Below are 18,188 nucleotides of genomic sequence, written 5' to 3'. Positions count from 1 at the left end.
CTGCCGCACCGGCAAAAGCGCGAAGGGGGTGTGCGGGTGCGAAGGGGCCACGCCCTCTGCACCCCTGCCGGACCGGGACGGGGCGTATAGGCTGGCTTTTCATCCTAGCCTGACCGGCCGGTCGTACCCGCTTGCCCGCGGGCCGCGCGCCCCGTTCAGGCGGAGCCTAATTACCGGGGACTGTTTGCCGATGATCGAAATGGCGCTGATCGCGCAGGTCCTGGTGCTGGTGCTGGTAACCGTGGTGTTCCTCAGCTCCGGCAGCGCATCGATGTTCCATCCGCTGACGCTGTACCTGATCTTCCACGCCCTGGTCTTCGTCATGCGGCCGATCCTGGTCCACACCCAGAATTTCGACGATGTCTGGCTGTTCATGGGCTTCTGGCCGAACGAGCAGCAGTTCGTCATGACGCTGGCGGTCAGTTCGGTGGGGCTGATCGCCTTCGCCGCCGCCTGCATGTGGGCCGGCCTGGTCAAGCCCGACTGGACCCCGAACGGCGAGCCGGCACCGGCCTTCTCCTTCGACCGCGTCGACGTCGTGGCCTTCCTGACCACCGCGCTGCTGCTGGGTCCGCTCGCCATCTATTCGGCGATCCAGCGCCAGGGCGGCGCCAGCTTCGACGGCACCGGCGACGTGCAGATGGAGCGCGACCCGCTGACCGGCCAGCCGATCTACACCAACACCACCGGCTACATCGCCGAGGCCCATTCGATGGGGCTGCCGCTGACGCTGGGGCTGATCTGGGTCTGCCGCTTCCACCCGCTGTCCTTCATCCCCTTCGCCGGCTTCGTCGCCTACCGCGCCTATCTGGGCTGGGGGCGCTGGGCGATCATCATGGGCATCCTGGGGCTGGTGCTGCTGATGCTGTACCGCACCCGCACCAAGTGGTTCCGGCTGTGGCATGTGCTGGCCGCGATCCCGGTGATGGGGCTGTTCACCGTGCTGGGCAACAACCGCGACGCCTTCCGCGATGTGCTGGCCGGCGACGCCCCGGTCTCGGTCCTGCTGAAGTTCAACGGCGGCAGCGGCAGCGGCCGGGCGCTCGACGCGCTGGCCGGGCAGGATTTGGCGAACTTCGACTTCCTCGCCTACATCCTGTGGGTGGTGCCGAAACAGTCGGCGACCTACACCTGGTTCACCCAGTATCTGCAGCTGTTCACCGAACCGATCCCCCGCCTGCTGTGGCCGGGCAAGCCGGTCGGCGCGCCGGTGAAATGGGTGGACCTGAACGACTACGGCGTCTTCTACAACCTGACCACCTCGCTGCCCGGCGACGGCTGGATGAGCGCCGGCTGGATCGGCATGATCGTCACCATGGTGGTGGTGGGGCTGATCCTGGGCCGTATGCACCGCTGGTTCTGGACCAGCGGATTCCGCAACCGCTACGCCGTGCTGTTCTATTGCGCCTTCCTGCCGCTGTGCCTGCAGTGGTTCCGCGACGGCAACATCACCATCGTGAAGTTCGGCTTCTTCTCGCTGCTGCCGATCCTGCTGTGGATCGGGCTGACCCGCGCGCTCCGCGCCTGGGGAATCCTGGACGACGACCCGCTGCGCCCGGTGGTGGCGCCACCCAATCTTGTCCGGCCCAATCTCGCCAGAAGGGAGCCGTCATGACGCTGACCGTCAGCGCCGTCATCGCCACCTACAACCGCGGGCCGGAGCTGCGCATCGCGCTGACCCGGCTGATGAACCAGACCACCCCGCCGATGGAGATCATCGTCATCGACGACGGCTCCAGCGACGGCACCGGCGCGATGATGCGGGCGGAGTTCCCGACCGTCCGCTATGTCCGCCAGCCGCACAATGGCGGGCTGATCCTGGCCCGCAACTTCGGTTTCGTGAACACCACCGGCGACTGCATCCTGTCGGTCGACGACGACAGCTGGTTCGAGGATCCGGACGGGCTGGCCCGCTGCGTCGCCTATCTGGAACAGAACCCGGAGGTCGCCGCCGTCGCCTGCAACATCGAGACGCGCGACGGGCTGGTCTATTTCCCCAAGGGAGCCGCCCCCTTCGATGTGCCCTGGTATGTCGGCTGCGGCCATCTGCTGCGGCGCACTGCCGTGGAGCAGGTCGGACTCTACATGCCCGAACTCTACCGCCAGGGCGAGGAGAAGGACCGTTGCCTGCGGCTGGTCGGCGCCGGCTATCGCGTCGTCGCCCTGCCCGACGTCATGGTCTACCACGACAAGAGCGAGAAGGGCCGCAAGCCGGGGATGGAGCGCTTCTACAACCACCGCAACGACCTGATCCGCGAGGTGGCGCGCTGCCCATCCTCGCTGATGGCGTGGCGGCTGGCGCGATCCTGGGCCGGCAACAGCTGGAAGAACCTGCGCCACGGTCCGCGGATAACCGATCTGAAGGTGCTGCTGGCCCTGCCGCAGATCCTCCGCATCGGCCTGAAGCACCGCGCACCGGTGAGCCCCGACGCCTACCGCCGCTGGCTTCATCTGGCGAAGACGGCGGCGCCGGCCAGTGCCCCACCTGCGGAGAAGCCCGTCAGCCGGGCTGCATCCCGCCCAGTTGCAGCAGAACGGCCCAGCCCAGCACGATCAGATTGACGGTCAGCGTCATCGCCATGCCCGGCGCGCGGGCGAAGGGATGCACCAGATAGCCTGTCCAGAACAGCAGCCGCCCCAGCACGAACAGCGCGGTCGCCGCCACCGCCGCCCCCAGCGAGGGCTGCGGCAGGGTGGCGACCAGAGCGGCCAGCGCCGGGACGAAGATGGCGGACTGCTCCACGCTGTTGGCGAGCACCCGCTGGGCGACGCGCTGACCACGCGATTCGGGATCCTCGATGGGGTTGAAGGCCTGGGTGCGGCCGCGCATCGCCATCACGCCGACGACCATGCCGAACAGCACCAGCGCCGGCCAGACCACCAGCCGCGCCCACAGCGCCATCCGCGCGCCCGGCGCGTTGACGCCCATCGGCGGCGCCACCAGCGACAGCAGCAGGACGAACAGCAGCACCGTCACCACCGCCGACGCCCCGTTCAGCATCAGGGCGCGGAGCACCAGGGATTTGCGCCTTCGGGGGGCGCTTTGGCGAAGACTGGTATCGGACATCGGGGCGGGGCTCCGTCAAAGGCCGGGGATTCGACAAAGGGCCGGCCCCTTCCCATCTGGAAAGGACCGCACCCTGTTCCTTCGACCAATAACGGCCCGGCTCGTGATTTGGATCAAGGCCCGGGCGACGCGGAGGGTGTCCCATGACGCTATGTTCGGCGGCGTCTACTGGGGGGCTGCCCCGATGGGAGAGATGTTGTCAGTCTCTCTTTTCGCTACCATGTTCTAACCAAGTGCTTCACCATGTGGGTGAACACGGGGATCTCGATGGTGGAGGGCCTATGATGGATCTCGTTCTGCTCGGTGGTGCGGTGGCGACGGCTGCGGCGTTGGCCGGTCTGATCGCCACGATGCCCACACCGAAACCGATCCCGATCCGCGTCCGCGACCGGCGCCGCCAGCGGCGCTGACGACACCGGCCCCCGGCCTTTGCGGTCGGGGATCAGCGGTTCGGTTTGTCTAAGGCAATCAGCGATCCAGATCGCGGATCGCGCGGTTCAGTTCGAATTCCTTCGAGGCGACGTAGGCCTCCATTCCGACGATCCGCTTCTCCATGTCGCGGAAGCGCTGGGTCAGACCGGCGAGCGTCCGGTCGGGCTTGGTCGACACCGTACGCCAGAAGGCCTCTTCCTCGGCATCGCGATACAGCTGCGCCGGACGCACCGGCAGCACCATCAGCGCGATGACATAGGCGATCACCAGCGGCACCGAAAAGAAGAACAGGGCGAACAGCATCGCCAGCCGGACCACGGCCGGCTGCACGCCGAAGTAATCGGCAACACCCGTGCACACCCCGCCCAGCACCCCGCGCTGCGGATCGCGGTAGAGCCGATGCGGATTCGGCGAGTCGTAGGGGGACGCGCGGTCCATGGCGGGCTCGGTCCTTTCGTTGAGTTTCGGGTTGGGAGGTGTCGGCTTCGATTGCCCCCTCCCCATCCCTCCCCCTCTTCGAGGGAGAGGGGGCAGGATGCTTGTCAGCGTGACGTACCTGCCGAAGCTGCGGCAGTCCCCTCTCCCGCGAAGCTCTCGCACAAACCTTCGGTTTGTGCTGACGCGACAGGCGGACCGTAGGTCCGCTGAGAGCGGGGGAGGGTTAGGGAGGGGGCTCCGTCCGCACCCCTCACACCTTGTCGCGCCAGTTCGGCGCCTCGGTATCCAGCACGCGCTCCAGCGAGTGGACGCGGGCCTCCAGCCGGTTGGAGATCTCCCACAATTCGGCCAGAAGCCGTTCGTCCTGCGCGGTCAATCCGCGCTGGGAGCGCCATTTGGTGATGTAGTGGAAGACGATCCAGACCGGCGCCACCACCACCATGAACAGCACCGCGAGGACGAAACCCAGGAACCCCATGGTCGTCGGGCCTTCTTATTGTCGTGAGAAGAGCGGGCGGGGCGTCACCGCCCCACCCCGGCAGCCGGGTCCGGCCGGCCGTCAGCCGTTACGGCGGGCGGCGATGCGGGCCTTCAGCGCGGCCAGATCCTCTTCGACCTTGTGGGTCGCCTCAAGCTCGGCGATCTCCTCGGTCAGGCTCTTGGTGCGGCCGACGTCATAGGCCTCGACCCGGCCCTCCATCTCGTCAAGGTTACGCTCGACCTGCTCGAAGCGCGAGAGGGCGTCGTTGATGCGCTCGTCATGCAGGACAGTGCGGACCTTGACCCGGTTGCTGGCCGTCTGGGTGCGGGCGACCAGCGCCTTCTCGCGGGTCTTGGCGTCGGTCAGCTTGGCCTGCAGGCGGCTGATGTCCTCATTGGCCTTGGACAGCGCGGCCTCGACCTGCACCAGCTGCTCGGCCAGCGCGTCGGCCTGCTCGGCGACCTTGGACTTCGCCATCAGCGCGCCCTTGGCCAGATCCTCGCGGTCGCGGGTCAGCGCCACCTCGGCCTTGCGGTCCCACTCGTCGCGTTCGCGGTGGAGATCGGCGACGCGGCGTTCGATCTCCTTCTTCTCCGCGATGATCTTGACGGTGGAGGAGCGCACCTCGACCAGCGTGTCTTCCATCTCCTGGATGATCAGGCGGATCAGCTTCTCCGGCTCCTCGGCGCGGTCGAGCAGGGAGTTCAGGTTCGACTGCACGATGTCGGTCAGGCGCGAAAAGATGCTCATGGTCGGTGTCCCGTGAATCAGCCGAGGATGGCGCCGGCGACGATGCCGGCGAAGAAGAACAGCCAGCTTTCCGCCGGCCGGGTGGCGAGATAGTTGCGCACGCGGCGCGCCAGCGGGCGGCCCTGCGTGGTGTTGAAGCGGTCACCGCCATAGCGGCGGCGGAAATCGCTGAAGTCGCTCATGGATGACCTCCTTGCCATGCCACCGGTATCGCAACCGCCGTGCCAATCCAGGCGCATCGGCTCCAAACCCTTGGAACGCCTGGGCTTGCCAAGCTTGCGCCGGTGAGCGTCTCCTGTTGCCGCATCGCCAATATGGCGATATCATCGCCAATTCAGCGAAACAGTCGCGAAAAGCACGATGAGCATCACTCCCCCGTCCCTGCTCGGCGAATCGCCGGCCTTCCTGGCGGCGCTGGCGCATGTGTCGCGGGTGGCGCCGCTGGAGCGGCCGGTGCTGGTAATCGGCGAGCGCGGGACCGGCAAGGAGCTGATCGCCGCCCGCCTGCACTACCTGTCGCAGCGGTGGGACCGCCCCTTCATCAAGGTCAATTGCGCGGCGCTGCCTGAATCGCTGCTCGATTCGGAGCTGTTCGGCCATGAGGCCGGGGCCTTCACCGGCGCCACCCGCCGGCAGATCGGCCGGATCGAGCAGGCCGACGGCGGCACCCTGTTCCTGGACGAGATCGCCACCGCCTCCCCCGCCGTTCAGGAAAAGCTGCTGCGCGCCGTCGAATATGGCGAGATCGAGCGGGTCGGCGGCCGCACCGCCACCGTCGATGTCCGGGTGGTCGGCGCCACCAACGCCGACCTGCCGGCGCTGGCCGCCGCCGGGCGCTTCCGCGCCGACCTGCTGGACCGGCTGGCCTTCGACGTGGTGACCCTGCCGCCGCTGCGCGCCCGTCCCGACGACATCCCGCCGCTGGCCGAGCATTTCGCGCTGGGCATGGTGCGCGAGCTGCAACGCCCGCTGTTCCCCGGCTTCACCGCCGCGGCGCTCGACCGCCTGCGCGGCCATGACTGGCCCGGCAATGTCCGCGAGCTGCGCAATGCGGTGGAGCGCTCCGTCGCCGCCGCCGATCCCGACGAGTCGCTCGACCACATCATCCTCGACCCATTCGAATCCCCCTGGCGTCCGGCCACGGCGCCGTTTGTCCGCCCGGAGGCGGCACCCGCCGCCGCGCAAGTCCCCGCACCCGCACCCGACGGCGGCATCCTCGATCAGGTCCGCGCCTTCGAGGCCGCCCGACTGCGCGAGGCGCTGGAGCGCAACCGCTTCAACCAGCGCCAGACCGCCGAGGCGCTGGGGTTGGGCTATCACCAGCTGCGCGGCATGCTGAAGAAGCACGGGCTGATCCCGCCCGCCCATCTGCGACCTTAGGCCGTCCCCGGATTGTGCGTTTCCCGTGCTATACCGGTTGCCCAACCGTCGAGAGAACGGTTCGTCACGATACGGGAAGGGGAGCAGCACGATGGCCAGCAGCATCTCAGGTCTTGAAATCCGTGGTCCGATCAAGCCCGGTTTCGAGGAAATCCTGACGCCGGAGGCGATGGCCTTCCTGGCGGAGCTGGAGGGGCGCTTCGGCAGCGAACGGCTGCGGCTGCTGGACGTGCGGACCAAGCGGCAGGCGCTGCTCGACCAGGGCCACAAGCCTGATTTCCTGCCGGAAACCCGTGCGATCCGCGAGGCCGATTGGACCATCAGCCCGCTGCCCGTCGATCTGCTCGACCGCCGGGTGGAGATCACCGGCCCGGTCGACCGCAAGATGGTCATCAACGCGCTGAACAGCGGCGCCAAGGTGTTCATGGCGGATTACGAGGATGCGACCTGCCCGACCTGGACCAATCTGGTCGAGGGGCAGATCAACATCCGCGACGCCGTGCGCCGGACCATTTCGTACGAGGACCCGGCCAGCGGAAAGAAATACCGCCTCAGCGATCAGCCCGCGGTGCTGAAGGTCCGGCCGCGCGGCTGGCATCTGGAAGAGCGCCATGTGCTGATGGACGGTGAACCGATGTCGGCTGCGCTGTTCGACTTCGGCCTGCATGTCTTCCACAACGCCAAGGAGCTTCTGGCGCGCGGCAGCGGTCCCTATTTCTACCTGCCCAAGCTGGAGAGCCATTTCGAGGCGCGGCTGTGGCGCGAGGTCTTCCTGGTGGCGGAGGAGTATCTCCACCTGCCGCAGGGCTCGATCAAGGCGACGGTGCTGATCGAGACCATCCTCGCCGCCTTCGAGATGGACGAGATCCTCTATGAGCTGCGCGAGCATTCCGCCGGCCTGAACTGCGGCCGCTGGGACTATATCTTCAGCTTCATCAAGAAGTTCCGGAAGGACCCCGCCGCCGTCATGCCCGACCGGGCGGAGGTGACGATGGCCACCCCCTTCCTGTCGGCCTACAGCCAGCTGGCGGTCAAGACCTGCCACCGCCGCGGCGCCCCGGCCATTGGCGGCATGGCCGCCTTCATCCCGGTGAAGGACAACCCGGAAGCCAACGAGGCCGCCTTCTCCCGCGTGCGCGCCGACAAGGAGCGCGAAGCGTCCAACGGCCATGACGGGACCTGGGTCGCCCATCCCGCCCTCGTCCCGGTGGCGCGCGAGGTGTTCGACGCCTACATGACCACCCCGAACCAGATCGCCCGCAAGCGCACCGACGTGACCGTCACCGCTGCCGACCTGCTGGCGGTGCCCGCCGGGCCGAAGACGGAGGGGGGCTTGCGCAACAACGTGGCGGTCGGCATCGGCTATATCGAGGCGTGGCTGCGCGGCCAGGGCTGCGTCCCGCTGTTCAACCTGATGGAGGATGCCGCCACGGCGGAGATCAGCCGCACCCAGGTCTGGCAGTGGCTCCACACCGGCACGGCGCTGGACGACGGGCAGGCCGTGACGCTGGACCTCGTCGACCGCGTCATCGCGGAGGAGCTGTCGGCCTGGAAGGCCCGCGTCGGTGCCGACACCTACGCCAAGGGCCGCTACGCCGACGCCGCGTCCCTGTTCCGCGATCTGGTCGCGCGCGAGGACTTCACCGACTTCCTGACCCTGCCGGCCTACGAGCGCGTGGTGGCGGAGGGGGCGTAAGGGACCTCGCCTTGCTACCCCCTCCCTCCCACGCTGGCGCGTGGGTCCCTCCCTCCCCCGCTTCGCGGGAGAGGGTAGATTCGCAAAGCGGCGGCAGTTCCCTCTCCCGCGAAGCGGGGGAGGGTTAGGGTGGGGGCATCGTCAGCCTACCGCTCCCCCACCCGCCCCAACCGAACCGTCAGCGGCCAGCGAATCCGCCGCTCCGTCTCCGCATCGCCCCACAGCGGCGCGATCTCCTCGGCGAAGCCCTCCAGCGGGTTGCGCCCCAGCGCCTTGGTCGCCGCCTTCACCCCCGACCAGGTGTTCATGTAGCCGAGCAGCCGCGGCAGCGTCCAATCCGCCTCCATCGCCAGCGGCGGCACCGGCAGCTCCGGAAACGGAAACTCCATGCCCCGATAGCCCTCGATCACCTTCCAGCGGTCGGCGGGCCAATAGGGTCCCAGCGTGCCGTTGTGGAAGTGCTCCACCACCGGATCCAGCACGGGATCGTCGAGCAGTTGCCGGCCGTAGCAGACCAGCGCCACCGCCGCCCCCGGCTTCGCCACCCGCCGCACCTCGGCATAGAAGCGCCCCAGGTCGAACCAGTGCGCCGCCTGCGCCGCGACGATCAGGTCGCAGCAGCCGTCAGGCAATCCGCTGTCCTCCGCCGGGGCGACGGCATAGCGAACCCGTGGATGCGCTTCCGCCTGTGCGATCTGCTCCGCGCTGGCGTCGGTGGCGTGAACCGCCGCGAAGTGGTCGGCCAGTGAAACGGAGAACTGCCCGTTGCCGCAACCAACGTCCCAGGCCAGTTCGCGGGCCGGCGCCGCATCGGCCAGGGCGGCGGCCAGACCGGGCGGATAGGTGGGTCGAAAGGCGCGGTAATCGCCGGCATGGCCGGAGAAATGGTCCTTGAAGGAGGTGGGGAAGGAGGGCATGCAGCGATCCGCCTCGTGACAAGCAGGGCAACGATTAGGCTTGGAATTTCCCGGCGGTTAAGGATAAACCCTGTGGGTTCGTCGCGGAACCCTTCCCAGGCTGTCCCGCATCTTTCCGCTGTGGCGCAGGCGCGCCGGGCGTGCTACCAAGCGCGCGCTTTTTTGTGCGCCTCGCCAACCACCCGTGTCCGGCATGCAGACCTTCCTGGAATTCGAAAAGCCGATCGCCGAGCTTGAAGGCAAGATCGAGGAGTTGCGGCACCTGACCAACGCCGGCGACATCAACATCGCCGACGAGGTCGCCAAGCTGCAGGCCAAGGTCGACAAGCTCCTGCGGCAGACCTACGCCAAGCTCACGCCCGCGCAGAAGGTTCAGGTGGCCCGCCACCCCAATCGGCCGCACTGCCTGGACTATGTGAACGGCCTGATCGAGGACTTCACGCCGCTGGCCGGCGACCGCCATTTCGCCGAGGACCGCGCGGTCATCGGCGGGCTGGGTCGCTTCCGCGGCCGCTCGGTGGTGGTGATCGGCCAGGAAAAGGGCAACGACACCGAATCGCGCGTCCGCCACAATTTCGGGATGGCGAAGCCGGAAGGCTACCGCAAGGCCCAGCGCCTGATGGATCTGGCCGACCGCTTCAAGCTGCCGGTCGTCTCGCTGGTCGACACCGCCGGCGCCTTCCCCGGCGTCCAGGCGGAGGAGCGCGGCCAGGCCGAGGCCATCGCCAAGAGCATCGAGCGCTGCCTGCGGCTGAACGTGCCGATGGTCGCCTCGGTGATCGGCGAGGGCGGCTCGGGCGGCGCCATCGCGATCGCCACCGCCGACCGCGTGCTGATGCTGGAACACGCCATCTATTCGGTGATCTCGCCGGAAGGCTGCGCGTCGATCCTGTGGCGCAGCTCCGACATGGCGGGCGAGGCGGCCATTGCGCTGCGCCTGATCAGCCAGGACCTGAAGGAACTGGGCGTCATCGACCATGTGGTGAGCGAGCCGATCGGCGGCGCCCACCGCGACCCGGCCGAGACAATCAAGAAGCTGGGCGACTGCATCGAGGAGTCGCTGGGCGAGTTGGACGGCCTGGACGGCGCCACCCTGCGCGCCAAGCGCCGCGAGAAGTTCCTGGAGATGGGGCAGAAGGGGCTGGGGTAAGACCTCGCCTGTTTGCCCCCTCCCCATCCCTCCCCCGCCTTCGGCGGTGGAGGGGGCAGGAGCTTTGCGGCGTGACGTAGCTGCCGAAGCGGCGGCAGTCCCCTCTCCCTCGAAGAGGGGGAGGGTTAGGGAGGGGGCAATTGCACCTCACCCCAAAAACCCGTGCAGAAACCAGCGCGGGGTCTCCCCCGGCCGATACAGCCCGGCCCTGAACAGCCAGAAGCGGCGGCCGTCGCCATCCTCCACGCGGTAGTAATCGCGCACGGCCAGCCCCAGCGATCCTTCCCCACGCCACCATTCGCATTCGATCCGCTCCGGCCCCTCGGCCCGGCTGACGCGGTGGCGCACGCCGCGCCAGACGAATTGCAGCGGCGGGTCGTCGGGCAGCGGGGCGGTGGCCTCCACCGGCTCGGGCGGGGTCAGCAGGCGCAACGGGCGCGGCTGTCCCGCCGGCCAGGGCTTCGGCGGCGGCAAACTCTCCAGCGGCGGATGCGGCGCCACGCAGCGTTCCGGCAGCCAGCTTTCCCGCGGCACCAGCCGCAGCACCGCCCGTTCCCCCAGCCGCAGAGTCAACCGGTCCACCAGTTCTGCCAATCCACCGTCAACCTCCTCCCCATCCATGCCGGTCTGCACGGCCGACAGCGGCCCGATCTCCGTCGCCGACAGCACCAGCGTTTCCAGCCCTGGCCCCGGCTCGATCCGCTCCAGCAACGGAGCGAACAGCCGGGCCAGCGCCGCCGGGTCGCGGGTCGGGCGGCTGGTGCCGAGCGTCAGGCTCTGCGGCTCGTCATCCACCCGCTGGTCGGTGCGGTGGGCGTCCAACCGCAGCCGGCGCGCCCCCTGCCCCGCCGCCTCCAGTCCCTTGCACAGCCGCCCCAGCAGATGGCGCAACGCTCCGGCGATCGATTCGGGTGTGGCGATCGGTTCGGCGAAGGTCAGGCGCTCGCGATGGTCCGGCACCGGCCGGCGCGGCGAGATCGGCTCGTCCAGCCGGCCGAAGGCCTGATCGTAACGTTGCAGCAACCTGCCCCCGAACCTTGCCGCCAGCCCCGCCCGCGGCATGGCGTGCAGGTCGCCGATCCGGCGCAGACCCAGCGCATGCAACCCCTCCACCATCTCCGAGGCCAAGCGCAGAGCGGCGAGCGGCAGGCCGTCCAGCGCCTCCCGCCGCCGTTCTTCCGAATTGCCGAACCGCACCAGCCCCCAGGCGGCGGCGGGGGTGTCGGCGATGGCGGCGCGGGCGGCGAAGCCGGCGGCGCGCAGCCGGCCGGTGAGATCGGCGGCCAGCGCCTGCTCGCCGCCGAACAGATGGGCACAGCCGGTGATGTCGATCACCACCCCGTCCGGCTCGTCCGCCGCGGTCCAGGGGCTGTAACGCCGCGCCCAGTCGGCGATGCGGCCGAGCAGGGCCGAATCGGCTTCCGGCGTCGCCTCCGCCACCTCCAGCGCCGGTTCCAGCGCGCGGGCATCGCTGAGCGTGTGGCCGGGAGTGATGCCCAGCACCGCCGCCGCCCGGTTGACCGCCACCACCATCCGCCGCTGGCGCTCCGTCCGCAGCAGGGCCAGAGGACGCGCGCGCAGATCCGGTGGCATGAGCCGCTCCCGCGCGTCAGTCGGCAGGCGGGGCAGCCACAGGGCGAGGATGCGGCGACGGGTTCTCTCCGCCCCCCCGCCTTGAGATCCCCTCTCCCCCCCGGGGAGAGGGTTAGGGTGAGGGGGGTGCGCGGTGAGGATTCTCGGCAGGTCTCGCCGCGCATCCCCCTCACCCCGACCCTCTCCCCGGGGGGGAGAGGGAGATAAAGGCGGGTGGGGAGGGGGGCGTGTCATACGGAACCCAACGATTCAGAACAAACAAAGAACACTCTAGCGCTGGCTTGGCCGCAAGGGGAGTCCCTCCTTTGGGGTCATCTTGCCGAAACGATCAGCAGTGCCGACATTCAATCAATGACCCCACATCTCCCGTCCCTCGCCAATCGTCTGGCTCCGCTCGTTCTCCTGCTGGCGGCCGGTGCCTGTGCGCCACCAGACCTGCGCGACGACATGCCCGGCCGTGCCCAGGCATTTCCGCCGATCCACGAGCAGACGGTGATTCCCGGCGGCGGGGAGCGGCGGACCTGGAGCCAGATCCAGGCGGAGCAGTCGCGCGCCGACTCGAAGCCCGCTCCCCAGGCCCAGGCCCGGCAGGCCGAAGAGCCGCAGGCACGCCGCGACTCGGACGGCACCGACCGGCCGCCGCTCAAGCGCCGCCGCGGCAGTTCGTCGCCCCCGCCCGACCCGGCCGTCCTGCCCCAGCCGCCGCGCCCGATCCCGGTGCCGCCGCCGCCCTCGTCCCAGAGCGCCACCGACGCCTTCAAGCGTGACCTGATCCGGCCGGAGGTCGACCGCATGCGCACCGACGACGCCATGGGACGGCTCGATCCGCTGGGCCAGCGCGATCTGATGAAGCGCGAGAACGACTTGCGACAGTGGGGCGACCCGCTGGCGCGGTAGCCTTCTCCCCTCCCCGACCTGGAGCCTGACCGCTTGACCCCGCCCCGCCTCAGCCGCCATACCGGCTGCCGGAGCGAAACGGGATGGGGAATGCGGGCGCATGACGACGCTGACGGGGGCCTTCGGCACCGGGCTGACCACGCCGGTGTGGGTGCTGCAGCATCTGCTGGGCATCCTCGGCATCGGCATGTGGGCGGGACAGGCCGGCGGCACCGCGGTGTGGCAGGTTCCGGCCGCCGCAGTGACCGCCGCGCTGGCGGCGGGCTTCGCCGCGCAGATGGGGGTTCGGCTGCCCTATGCCGGACCGGGACTGGCCGCCTCGCTGCTGGTGGTCGGGTCGCTGGTGGCGCTGGGGGTGCGGGCGCCTGCCGTGCTGGCGGTGCTGATCGCCGCGGTCGCCGCCGTGTTCCACGGCCATGCCCACCAGGGACCGCCGCTCTATTGGGCCGGTTTCGCCGCCGGGCTGATGCTGGTCGCCTGCGGCGGGCTGGGGCTGTCGGTCGCGGTGACGCAGGCCGAGTCGGAGCGCGCGGTGCGGCTGTGTGGCGGTGCGGTAGCAGTCGCCGGCGTTCTTGACCTCGTCGGCGTGATTTGACCGGTTGCGCCTTGAAATGACGGGGTTGCGCGGAAATCTTTGAGGACACGCCCCTCCTTCCCGCCCCGCCCCTCCCTTCCGGGACCAACGGGCCAGACGAACGGAACGCCCCGGTGCCCCGCGCAGTCGCCAAAGCCTGCCTTACCCCGCCGGGGCTCCCTTCACCGGGACTTCGGGACAGTCCCGACATGTCCACCTCCCAGATGCTCACCCTGACCCGCCGCCGCCTGCTGGGCGGCCTGATGGGAGGGGTGGCGCTGGCGCCGTTGCTGGGAAGCGTTCTGTCGGGCAGGCCGGCCATGGCGCAGGATCTGCGCTATTTCCGCATCGGCACCGGCACCACCGCCGGCACCTATTTTCCGATCGGTGGGCTGATCGCCAACGCCATCTCCAACCCGCCGGGCTCCCGCCCCTGCGACAAGGGGGGAAGCTGCGGGATTCCCGGCCTGATCGTGGTGGCGCAGGCCAGCAACGGCTCGGTCGACAATGTCGAGATGCTGCGCGCCGGCACGGTGGAGGCCGGATTCGCCCAGGCCGATGTCGCCTATTGGGCCTACAGCGGCACCGGCAGCTTCACCGGCAAGCGCCCGTTCGCCGAACTGCGCTCGCTCGGCATGCTCTATGCGGAGGCGATCCAGGTCGTCGTCCGCTCCGACGGCTTCATCGACCGCATGGCCGACCTGAAGGGCCGCAGCATCTCGCTGGGCGAGGAGGGTTCCGGCACGCTGGTGGAGGCGCGGCTGATCCTGGACGCCTACGGTTTGTCGGAAAGCACGATCACGCCGCTCTACCTGAAGCCCGGCATGGCGGCCGACCGGCTGGCGAAGGGCGAGCTTGACGGTTTCTTCATGGTCGGCGGCTATCCGGTGGCGGCGGTCGCCGACGTGGCGGCGCGGGTGCCGATCCGGCTGGTGCCGCTGGACGGCGAGCCCGCCGACCGGCTGCTGCGGACTCAGCGCTTCTACATCGAGCATGAGATCCCCGCCAACGCCTACCCCGGCAGCGCCCCCACCCCGACGCTCAGCCTGGGGGCGGAGCTGCTGACCCGCGCCGACCGCGATCCCGACCTGATCTATGGCATCGTCCGCGCGCTGTGGCACGAGAACACCCGCCGCGTCCTGGCCGAAGGCCACCCGCAGGGCCGCAACTTCGATCCCGCCCGTGCGGTCGCCAACGTCTCGGTTCCCCTGCATCCGGGGGCGGAGCGCTTTTACCGCGAGGCCGGCCTGCTCGGCAACGCCGCCAACGAACCGGCACGGGCGCCCACCGGCGGGACCGGCACGGACGCGACCCCCGCCGGCGGCGAGAAGGCCGCGAACGGGAAGCCCCCCGCCGACACGCCTCCCGCCGAGAAGCCCCCTTCCGAGAAGTCCTCTGCCGAGAAGGCCCCGGCCGAAAAGACCGCCACCGGGAAGGCGGCCGGGGACAAGGCGACGCGCTGAACGCTCCATTTTCCGGACAGGACGAAAGGACCGTTCCCGGACGCCCCGGCGGTGGAATACTCTGACCGGAGATCCGGTTGATCCTCAGGATCGGGCGCAACGGGCAGAAGGAGGAAGGCATGCCGGCCGGGGAAGGGGTGCGCATCGCGATCCGTTCCGCCCGCAGCGCCGACTCCGAACGCTGTGCCGAGATCTTCCTGCACGGCCGCCGCCAAGCCTTCTCCTGGCAACCCGCCGACCGCTTCGGTCTGGACGATTATTACGACTGCGTGCGCGAGGATTCGGTGCTGGTCGCCGAGGCGGAGGGAGCGGTGGTCGGCTTCGTCTCGCTCGATCCCCAGGCCGGCGTCATCCACAACCTGTTCATCGACCCCGGATGGCACAAGCGCGGCATCGGCTCCGCCCTGCTGCGCGAGGCGCTGGCCCTGCTGCGCGGCGGCCCCCACCCGGTCGAGCTGGCCTGCGCCGCCCGCAACGCCGCCGCCCGCGCCTTCTACGAACGCAACGGCTGGACGCCGGTGGCGCCCCCCTCCGACCAGCCGGACACGCTGGTGCTCTACCGCCTGTCGCGGATGGGGTGAACCGCTTGCCGCCTGCCCCGCCGACCCACCCCCAACGAGACCCGCAGGCCCGGATGCGCAGGCTGTTTTCCTTTGCGGCGTTGCGGTAAAGTCGCGCCGCCATGCGAACCCTGTACCACCACCCGATCCACGCCCTGTCGCGCACCGCGCGCGTGATGCTCGCCGAGAAGGCCCTGCCCTTCGAACCGGTGGTCGAAAGGCCATGGGAACGGCGCACCGATTTCCTGAAGCTGAACCCGGCCGCCGAGGTTCCGGTGCTGGTGGAGGAGGACGGGACGGTCGTCGCCGGCGGCCTCGCCGTGATCGAATATCTGGAGGAGGCCTATCCCGACACCCCCCTGCTGCCGCGCGAGATCGCGGCGCGGGCGGAGGTGCGGCGGGTCGCCGACTGGTTCCTGAACAAATTCGACCGCGAGGTGACCGAGAATCTGGTGGGCGAGAAGCTGATCAAGCGGCTGTCCGGCCAGGGCCACCCCTTCGCCCCGGCGATTCGCGCCGGGCTGGCCAACGTCACCTATCATCTCGACTACATCGCCTTCCTGTCGGAACGGCGGCCGTGGCTGGCCGGGTCGGTCTTCACCCTGGCCGACATCGCCGCCGCGGCGCAGCTGTCCTGCCTGGACTATATCGACAACGTGCCGTGGGACCGCAGTCCGGAGGCCAAGGACTGGTACGCCCGGATCAAGTCGCGCCCCAGCTTCCGCGCGCTGCTGGCCGACAACATCACCGGCTGCCCGCCGCCCAAGCACTACGCCGACCTGGATTTTTAACCGCCTCTTGGGTTTTGGCTCATCAGGGGCATGGACCGGCCTCGCGTATCAAGCTTAACGTGCTCCCAAATCGTACCCGGGAGAAGTTCCTCGATGCGTCTCAGCCGTCTTTCGCCCGTCCCGGCCCTGCCGGTCCGTTCCCTGAGGCCCGCCCTGATCGCCGGCGGCATGCTGGCGCTGGTCGCCGGCTGGTCGCCCGCCCAGGCCGCCCCCGCCGTCGACGACGCCGGGGCCAAGGCGCTCGCCGCCTCGTTGAAGAAGGACCTGCCCCGCTGGTTCCCGCCGCCCAGCGAGGATGGCGAGGGCATCGGCTTCGAATGGCAGGGCGAGCCCACCGTCAAGCCGGCCGGCGACCATTACGACGTCGCCCTGCCCCGCCTGTCGGCCGAGGATGCCGAAGGCACGCTGTTCGACATCGGCACCGTCCTGCTGTCGGTAACGCCGAAGGATGACGGCCAGTATGGCGTGGCGATCACGCTGCCCAGCGCGATCAAGGTGCAGAACCTCGACGACAACGACGAGTATGTCGACGCCGCCACCATCTCCATCGGCAAGCAGTCCTTCACCAGCACCTGGTCGGGCACGCTGGAGACGCTGCTGACGGTCGATGCCGCCTACAACGACATCGCGGTCAGCGCCGCCGACGGCAAGGGCAAGATCTCCGTCGCCTCCATGACCATGGTCCAGGACCTGAAGCCGGAGGCCGGGACCGGCGGCGCCACCCTGTGGAGCGGCCCGGCCGCCTTCGCCTTCGGCGGCCTGTCGGTGAAGGACGACAAGAACAAGGAGCTGGTGAAGATCGGCGGCGTCACCGCCGAGGCCACCTACACCCGGGTCGACCTGACCAAGGTCAGCGCGCTGCAGAAGCTGTCGGAACAAACCGCCGCCAAGGGCGTGGCGCCGACCAGCGCGGAACTGTTGCCGAAGCTCCAGGGCATGTTCGGCGGCATCAGCGGCGCGATGCGCCTGTCCAACCTGTCCTTCGTCAATCCCGAGGACGGCACCCAGGTCTCTCTCGGCCAGCTCGCCTTCCGCAGCGGCCTGACCGACCTGGATCAGGCGCTGTCCACCGTCAGCATGGGCATGGAGGCGCGCGACTTCTCCATGACGCCGTCGCCGGCCCCCGAAGCCTTCACCCCGCGCGCCTTCGAGGTCAAGCTGTCGGTCGCCAAGCTGCCGAACAGCGCCCTGTGGAAGGCCTTCACCGAGCTGGCCAAGGCCGCCGAGGCCGAAGAGACCCAGCCGAAGAAGGGCGCCAAGGCCAAGGCCGCCCCGCCGCCGCCCTCCTCCGAGATGGTGATGCAGCAGGCGATGACCGCCATGGGCGAGGCGGGGACGGAGCTGCGGATCGACGCGCTGAACCTCGACACCCCGGCGACGGCCGGCACCGCCAACGGCGCGGTCAAGGTCGCCACCCAGGCCGCCTTCGGCGTCACCGGCGGCGCCACCGTCCTGCTGCGCGGCATCGACGCCGCGGTGAAGGCGATGCAGCCGGCGCCGGGCGCCAAGCCCGACAAGGAGACCCAGGATCTGCTGGGCGGTCTGGCGATGGTCCAGGCCATGGGCCAGGCCGGCAAGGACGACACCGGCGCCGATGTCCGCAGCTACAAGTTCGAGGTGACGGAGGCCGGCCAGCTCCTGCTGAACGGCGCCGACATGACCCCGCTGCTGGCCGGCGGCGAACCGGCTCCGGCCCCGGCGGAACAGCCGAAGAAGAAGAAGTAAGGGGGAGCGTCGGGCTCGGCGCCCCCTCCCTAACCCTCCCCCACCTTTGGTGGGAGAGGGAACTGCCGCCGCTTTGGCAGTAACGTCACGCCGCCAAGCATCCTACCCCCTCTCCCGCGGAACGCGGGGGAGGGATGGGGAGGGGGCAAACGCCACCCCCCACCCGCGACACCTGACCGCACACCTCCCGCGGTTGCACGCCACAAGCCTCTTGAACGGCGGAGACACTTTCACATATCTCCGCCGTCTTGACGCCCACCCGTGCAAAACCAAC

General features: G+C 69.4%; 19 protein-coding genes. 12 read left to right on the top strand and 7 right to left on the bottom strand.

All coding sequences use genetic code 11. The features are described 5' to 3' along the window. The first annotated feature begins 190 nt into the window (after positions 1–190). Entirely contained in the window at positions 191–1,615 is a 1,425-nt protein-coding gene (locus tag M5E06_RS00925; protein ID WP_252136833.1) for an O-antigen polymerase, read from the top strand. After that, the gene (locus tag M5E06_RS00920) at positions 1,612–2,562 is read left to right on the top strand and encodes a glycosyltransferase family 2 protein (RefSeq protein ID WP_252136832.1); all 951 of its coding nucleotides are present in this window, start codon (positions 1,612–1,614) and stop codon (positions 2,560–2,562) included. Before M5E06_RS00925 ends, M5E06_RS00920 begins: the two co-directional genes overlap by 4 nt. Here the strand turns inward: M5E06_RS00920 and M5E06_RS00915 are convergent. Next, positions 2,501–3,016: an MAPEG family protein gene (locus M5E06_RS00915; protein WP_252136831.1), complete on the bottom strand. Its 516-nt coding sequence runs from the start codon at positions 3,014–3,016 to the stop codon at positions 2,501–2,503. The genes M5E06_RS00920 and M5E06_RS00915 overlap by 62 nt on opposite strands. Positions 3,017–3,348: 332 nt before the next feature. Between M5E06_RS00915 and M5E06_RS35435 the strand changes: the two genes are divergently transcribed. Continuing rightward, positions 3,349–3,477 (top strand): hypothetical protein, encoded by a 129-nt coding sequence (locus tag M5E06_RS35435; protein ID WP_256379242.1) that lies wholly within the window; start codon positions 3,349–3,351, stop codon positions 3,475–3,477. Positions 3,478–3,535: 58 nt separating this feature from the next. Here the strand turns inward: M5E06_RS35435 and pspC are convergent, their stop codons facing one another. From pspC to M5E06_RS00895, 4 genes are all read right to left on the bottom strand, one after another. Then, positions 3,536–3,937, bottom strand: coding sequence for an envelope stress response membrane protein PspC (gene pspC, locus M5E06_RS00910; RefSeq protein ID WP_109154894.1), 402 nt, complete (start codon positions 3,935–3,937; stop codon positions 3,536–3,538). Positions 3,938–4,187: 250 nt separating this feature from the next. Next, positions 4,188–4,415, bottom strand: coding sequence for an envelope stress response membrane protein PspB (gene pspB, locus M5E06_RS00905; protein ID WP_109073729.1), 228 nt, complete (start codon positions 4,413–4,415; stop codon positions 4,188–4,190). 81 nt (positions 4,416–4,496) lie between these two features. Next, complete coding sequence (pspA, locus tag M5E06_RS00900; protein WP_252136830.1) at positions 4,497–5,168, bottom strand: phage shock protein PspA; 672 nt, start codon at positions 5,166–5,168, stop codon at positions 4,497–4,499. Positions 5,169–5,185: 17 nt separating this feature from the next. Beyond that, positions 5,186–5,350 carry a hypothetical protein gene (locus M5E06_RS00895; RefSeq protein WP_169055040.1) on the bottom strand — a complete coding sequence of 55 codons (165 nt, stop codon included), beginning with the start codon at positions 5,348–5,350 and terminating at the stop codon, positions 5,186–5,188. A gap of 178 nt (positions 5,351–5,528) precedes the next feature. Between M5E06_RS00895 and pspF the strand changes: the two genes are divergently transcribed. Together pspF and aceB are read left to right on the top strand one after the other, a co-directional pair. Then, the gene (pspF, locus tag M5E06_RS00890) at positions 5,529–6,548 is read left to right on the top strand and encodes a phage shock protein operon transcriptional activator (RefSeq protein WP_252136829.1); all 1,020 of its coding nucleotides are present in this window, start codon (positions 5,529–5,531) and stop codon (positions 6,546–6,548) included. A 91-nt stretch (positions 6,549–6,639) separates the two neighbouring features. Beyond that, on the top strand, positions 6,640–8,244 hold the full coding sequence (gene aceB / locus M5E06_RS00885; RefSeq protein ID WP_252136828.1) for a malate synthase A: 1,605 nt from the start codon (positions 6,640–6,642) through the stop codon (positions 8,242–8,244). A gap of 146 nt (positions 8,245–8,390) precedes the next feature. Here aceB and M5E06_RS00880 read toward each other — a convergent pair whose 3' ends face one another. Beyond that, positions 8,391–9,161 (bottom strand): class I SAM-dependent methyltransferase, encoded by a 771-nt coding sequence (locus M5E06_RS00880; RefSeq protein WP_252136827.1) that lies wholly within the window; start codon positions 9,159–9,161, stop codon positions 8,391–8,393. Between the two features lie 193 nt (positions 9,162–9,354). Between M5E06_RS00880 and M5E06_RS00875 the strand changes: the two genes are divergently transcribed. Continuing rightward, positions 9,355–10,311, top strand: coding sequence for an acetyl-CoA carboxylase carboxyltransferase subunit alpha (locus tag M5E06_RS00875; protein WP_085087729.1), 957 nt, complete (start codon positions 9,355–9,357; stop codon positions 10,309–10,311). A gap of 147 nt (positions 10,312–10,458) precedes the next feature. Here the strand turns inward: M5E06_RS00875 and M5E06_RS00870 are convergent, their stop codons facing one another. Then, complete coding sequence (locus M5E06_RS00870; RefSeq protein WP_252136826.1) at positions 10,459–11,904, bottom strand: Y-family DNA polymerase; 1,446 nt, start codon at positions 11,902–11,904, stop codon at positions 10,459–10,461. 351 nt (positions 11,905–12,255) lie between these two features. Between M5E06_RS00870 and M5E06_RS00865 the strand changes: the two genes are divergently transcribed. The 6 genes from M5E06_RS00865 to M5E06_RS00840 all read left to right on the top strand — a co-directional run bounded on the left by M5E06_RS00865 (position 12,256) and on the right by M5E06_RS00840 (position 17,914). Next, positions 12,256–12,801: a hypothetical protein gene (locus tag M5E06_RS00865; RefSeq protein ID WP_252136825.1), complete on the top strand. Its 546-nt coding sequence runs from the start codon at positions 12,256–12,258 to the stop codon at positions 12,799–12,801. A gap of 100 nt (positions 12,802–12,901) precedes the next feature. After that, entirely contained in the window at positions 12,902–13,396 is a 495-nt protein-coding gene (locus M5E06_RS00860) for a HupE/UreJ family protein (protein WP_109150332.1), read from the top strand. A 188-nt stretch (positions 13,397–13,584) separates the two neighbouring features. Continuing rightward, positions 13,585–14,838 carry a TAXI family TRAP transporter solute-binding subunit gene (locus M5E06_RS00855; RefSeq protein ID WP_252136824.1) on the top strand — a complete coding sequence of 418 codons (1,254 nt, stop codon included), beginning with the start codon at positions 13,585–13,587 and terminating at the stop codon, positions 14,836–14,838. A gap of 77 nt (positions 14,839–14,915) precedes the next feature. Further along, complete coding sequence (locus tag M5E06_RS00850) at positions 14,916–15,419, top strand: GNAT family N-acetyltransferase (protein ID WP_252136823.1); 504 nt, start codon at positions 14,916–14,918, stop codon at positions 15,417–15,419. Between the two features lie 101 nt (positions 15,420–15,520). Further along, entirely contained in the window at positions 15,521–16,189 is a 669-nt protein-coding gene (locus M5E06_RS00845) for a glutathione S-transferase family protein (RefSeq protein WP_085087706.1), read from the top strand. A 93-nt stretch (positions 16,190–16,282) separates the two neighbouring features. After that, entirely contained in the window at positions 16,283–17,914 is a 1,632-nt protein-coding gene (locus M5E06_RS00840; RefSeq protein ID WP_252136822.1) for a hypothetical protein, read from the top strand. Positions 17,915–18,188 lie beyond the last annotated feature (274 nt).

Source organism: Azospirillum sp. A1-3 (assembly GCF_023806445.1).
Lineage (GTDB): Bacteria > Pseudomonadota > Alphaproteobacteria > Azospirillales > Azospirillaceae > Azospirillum.
Note: the sequence above shows the minus strand (reverse complement) of the source record. Positions and strands in the feature narration are given on the sequence as shown.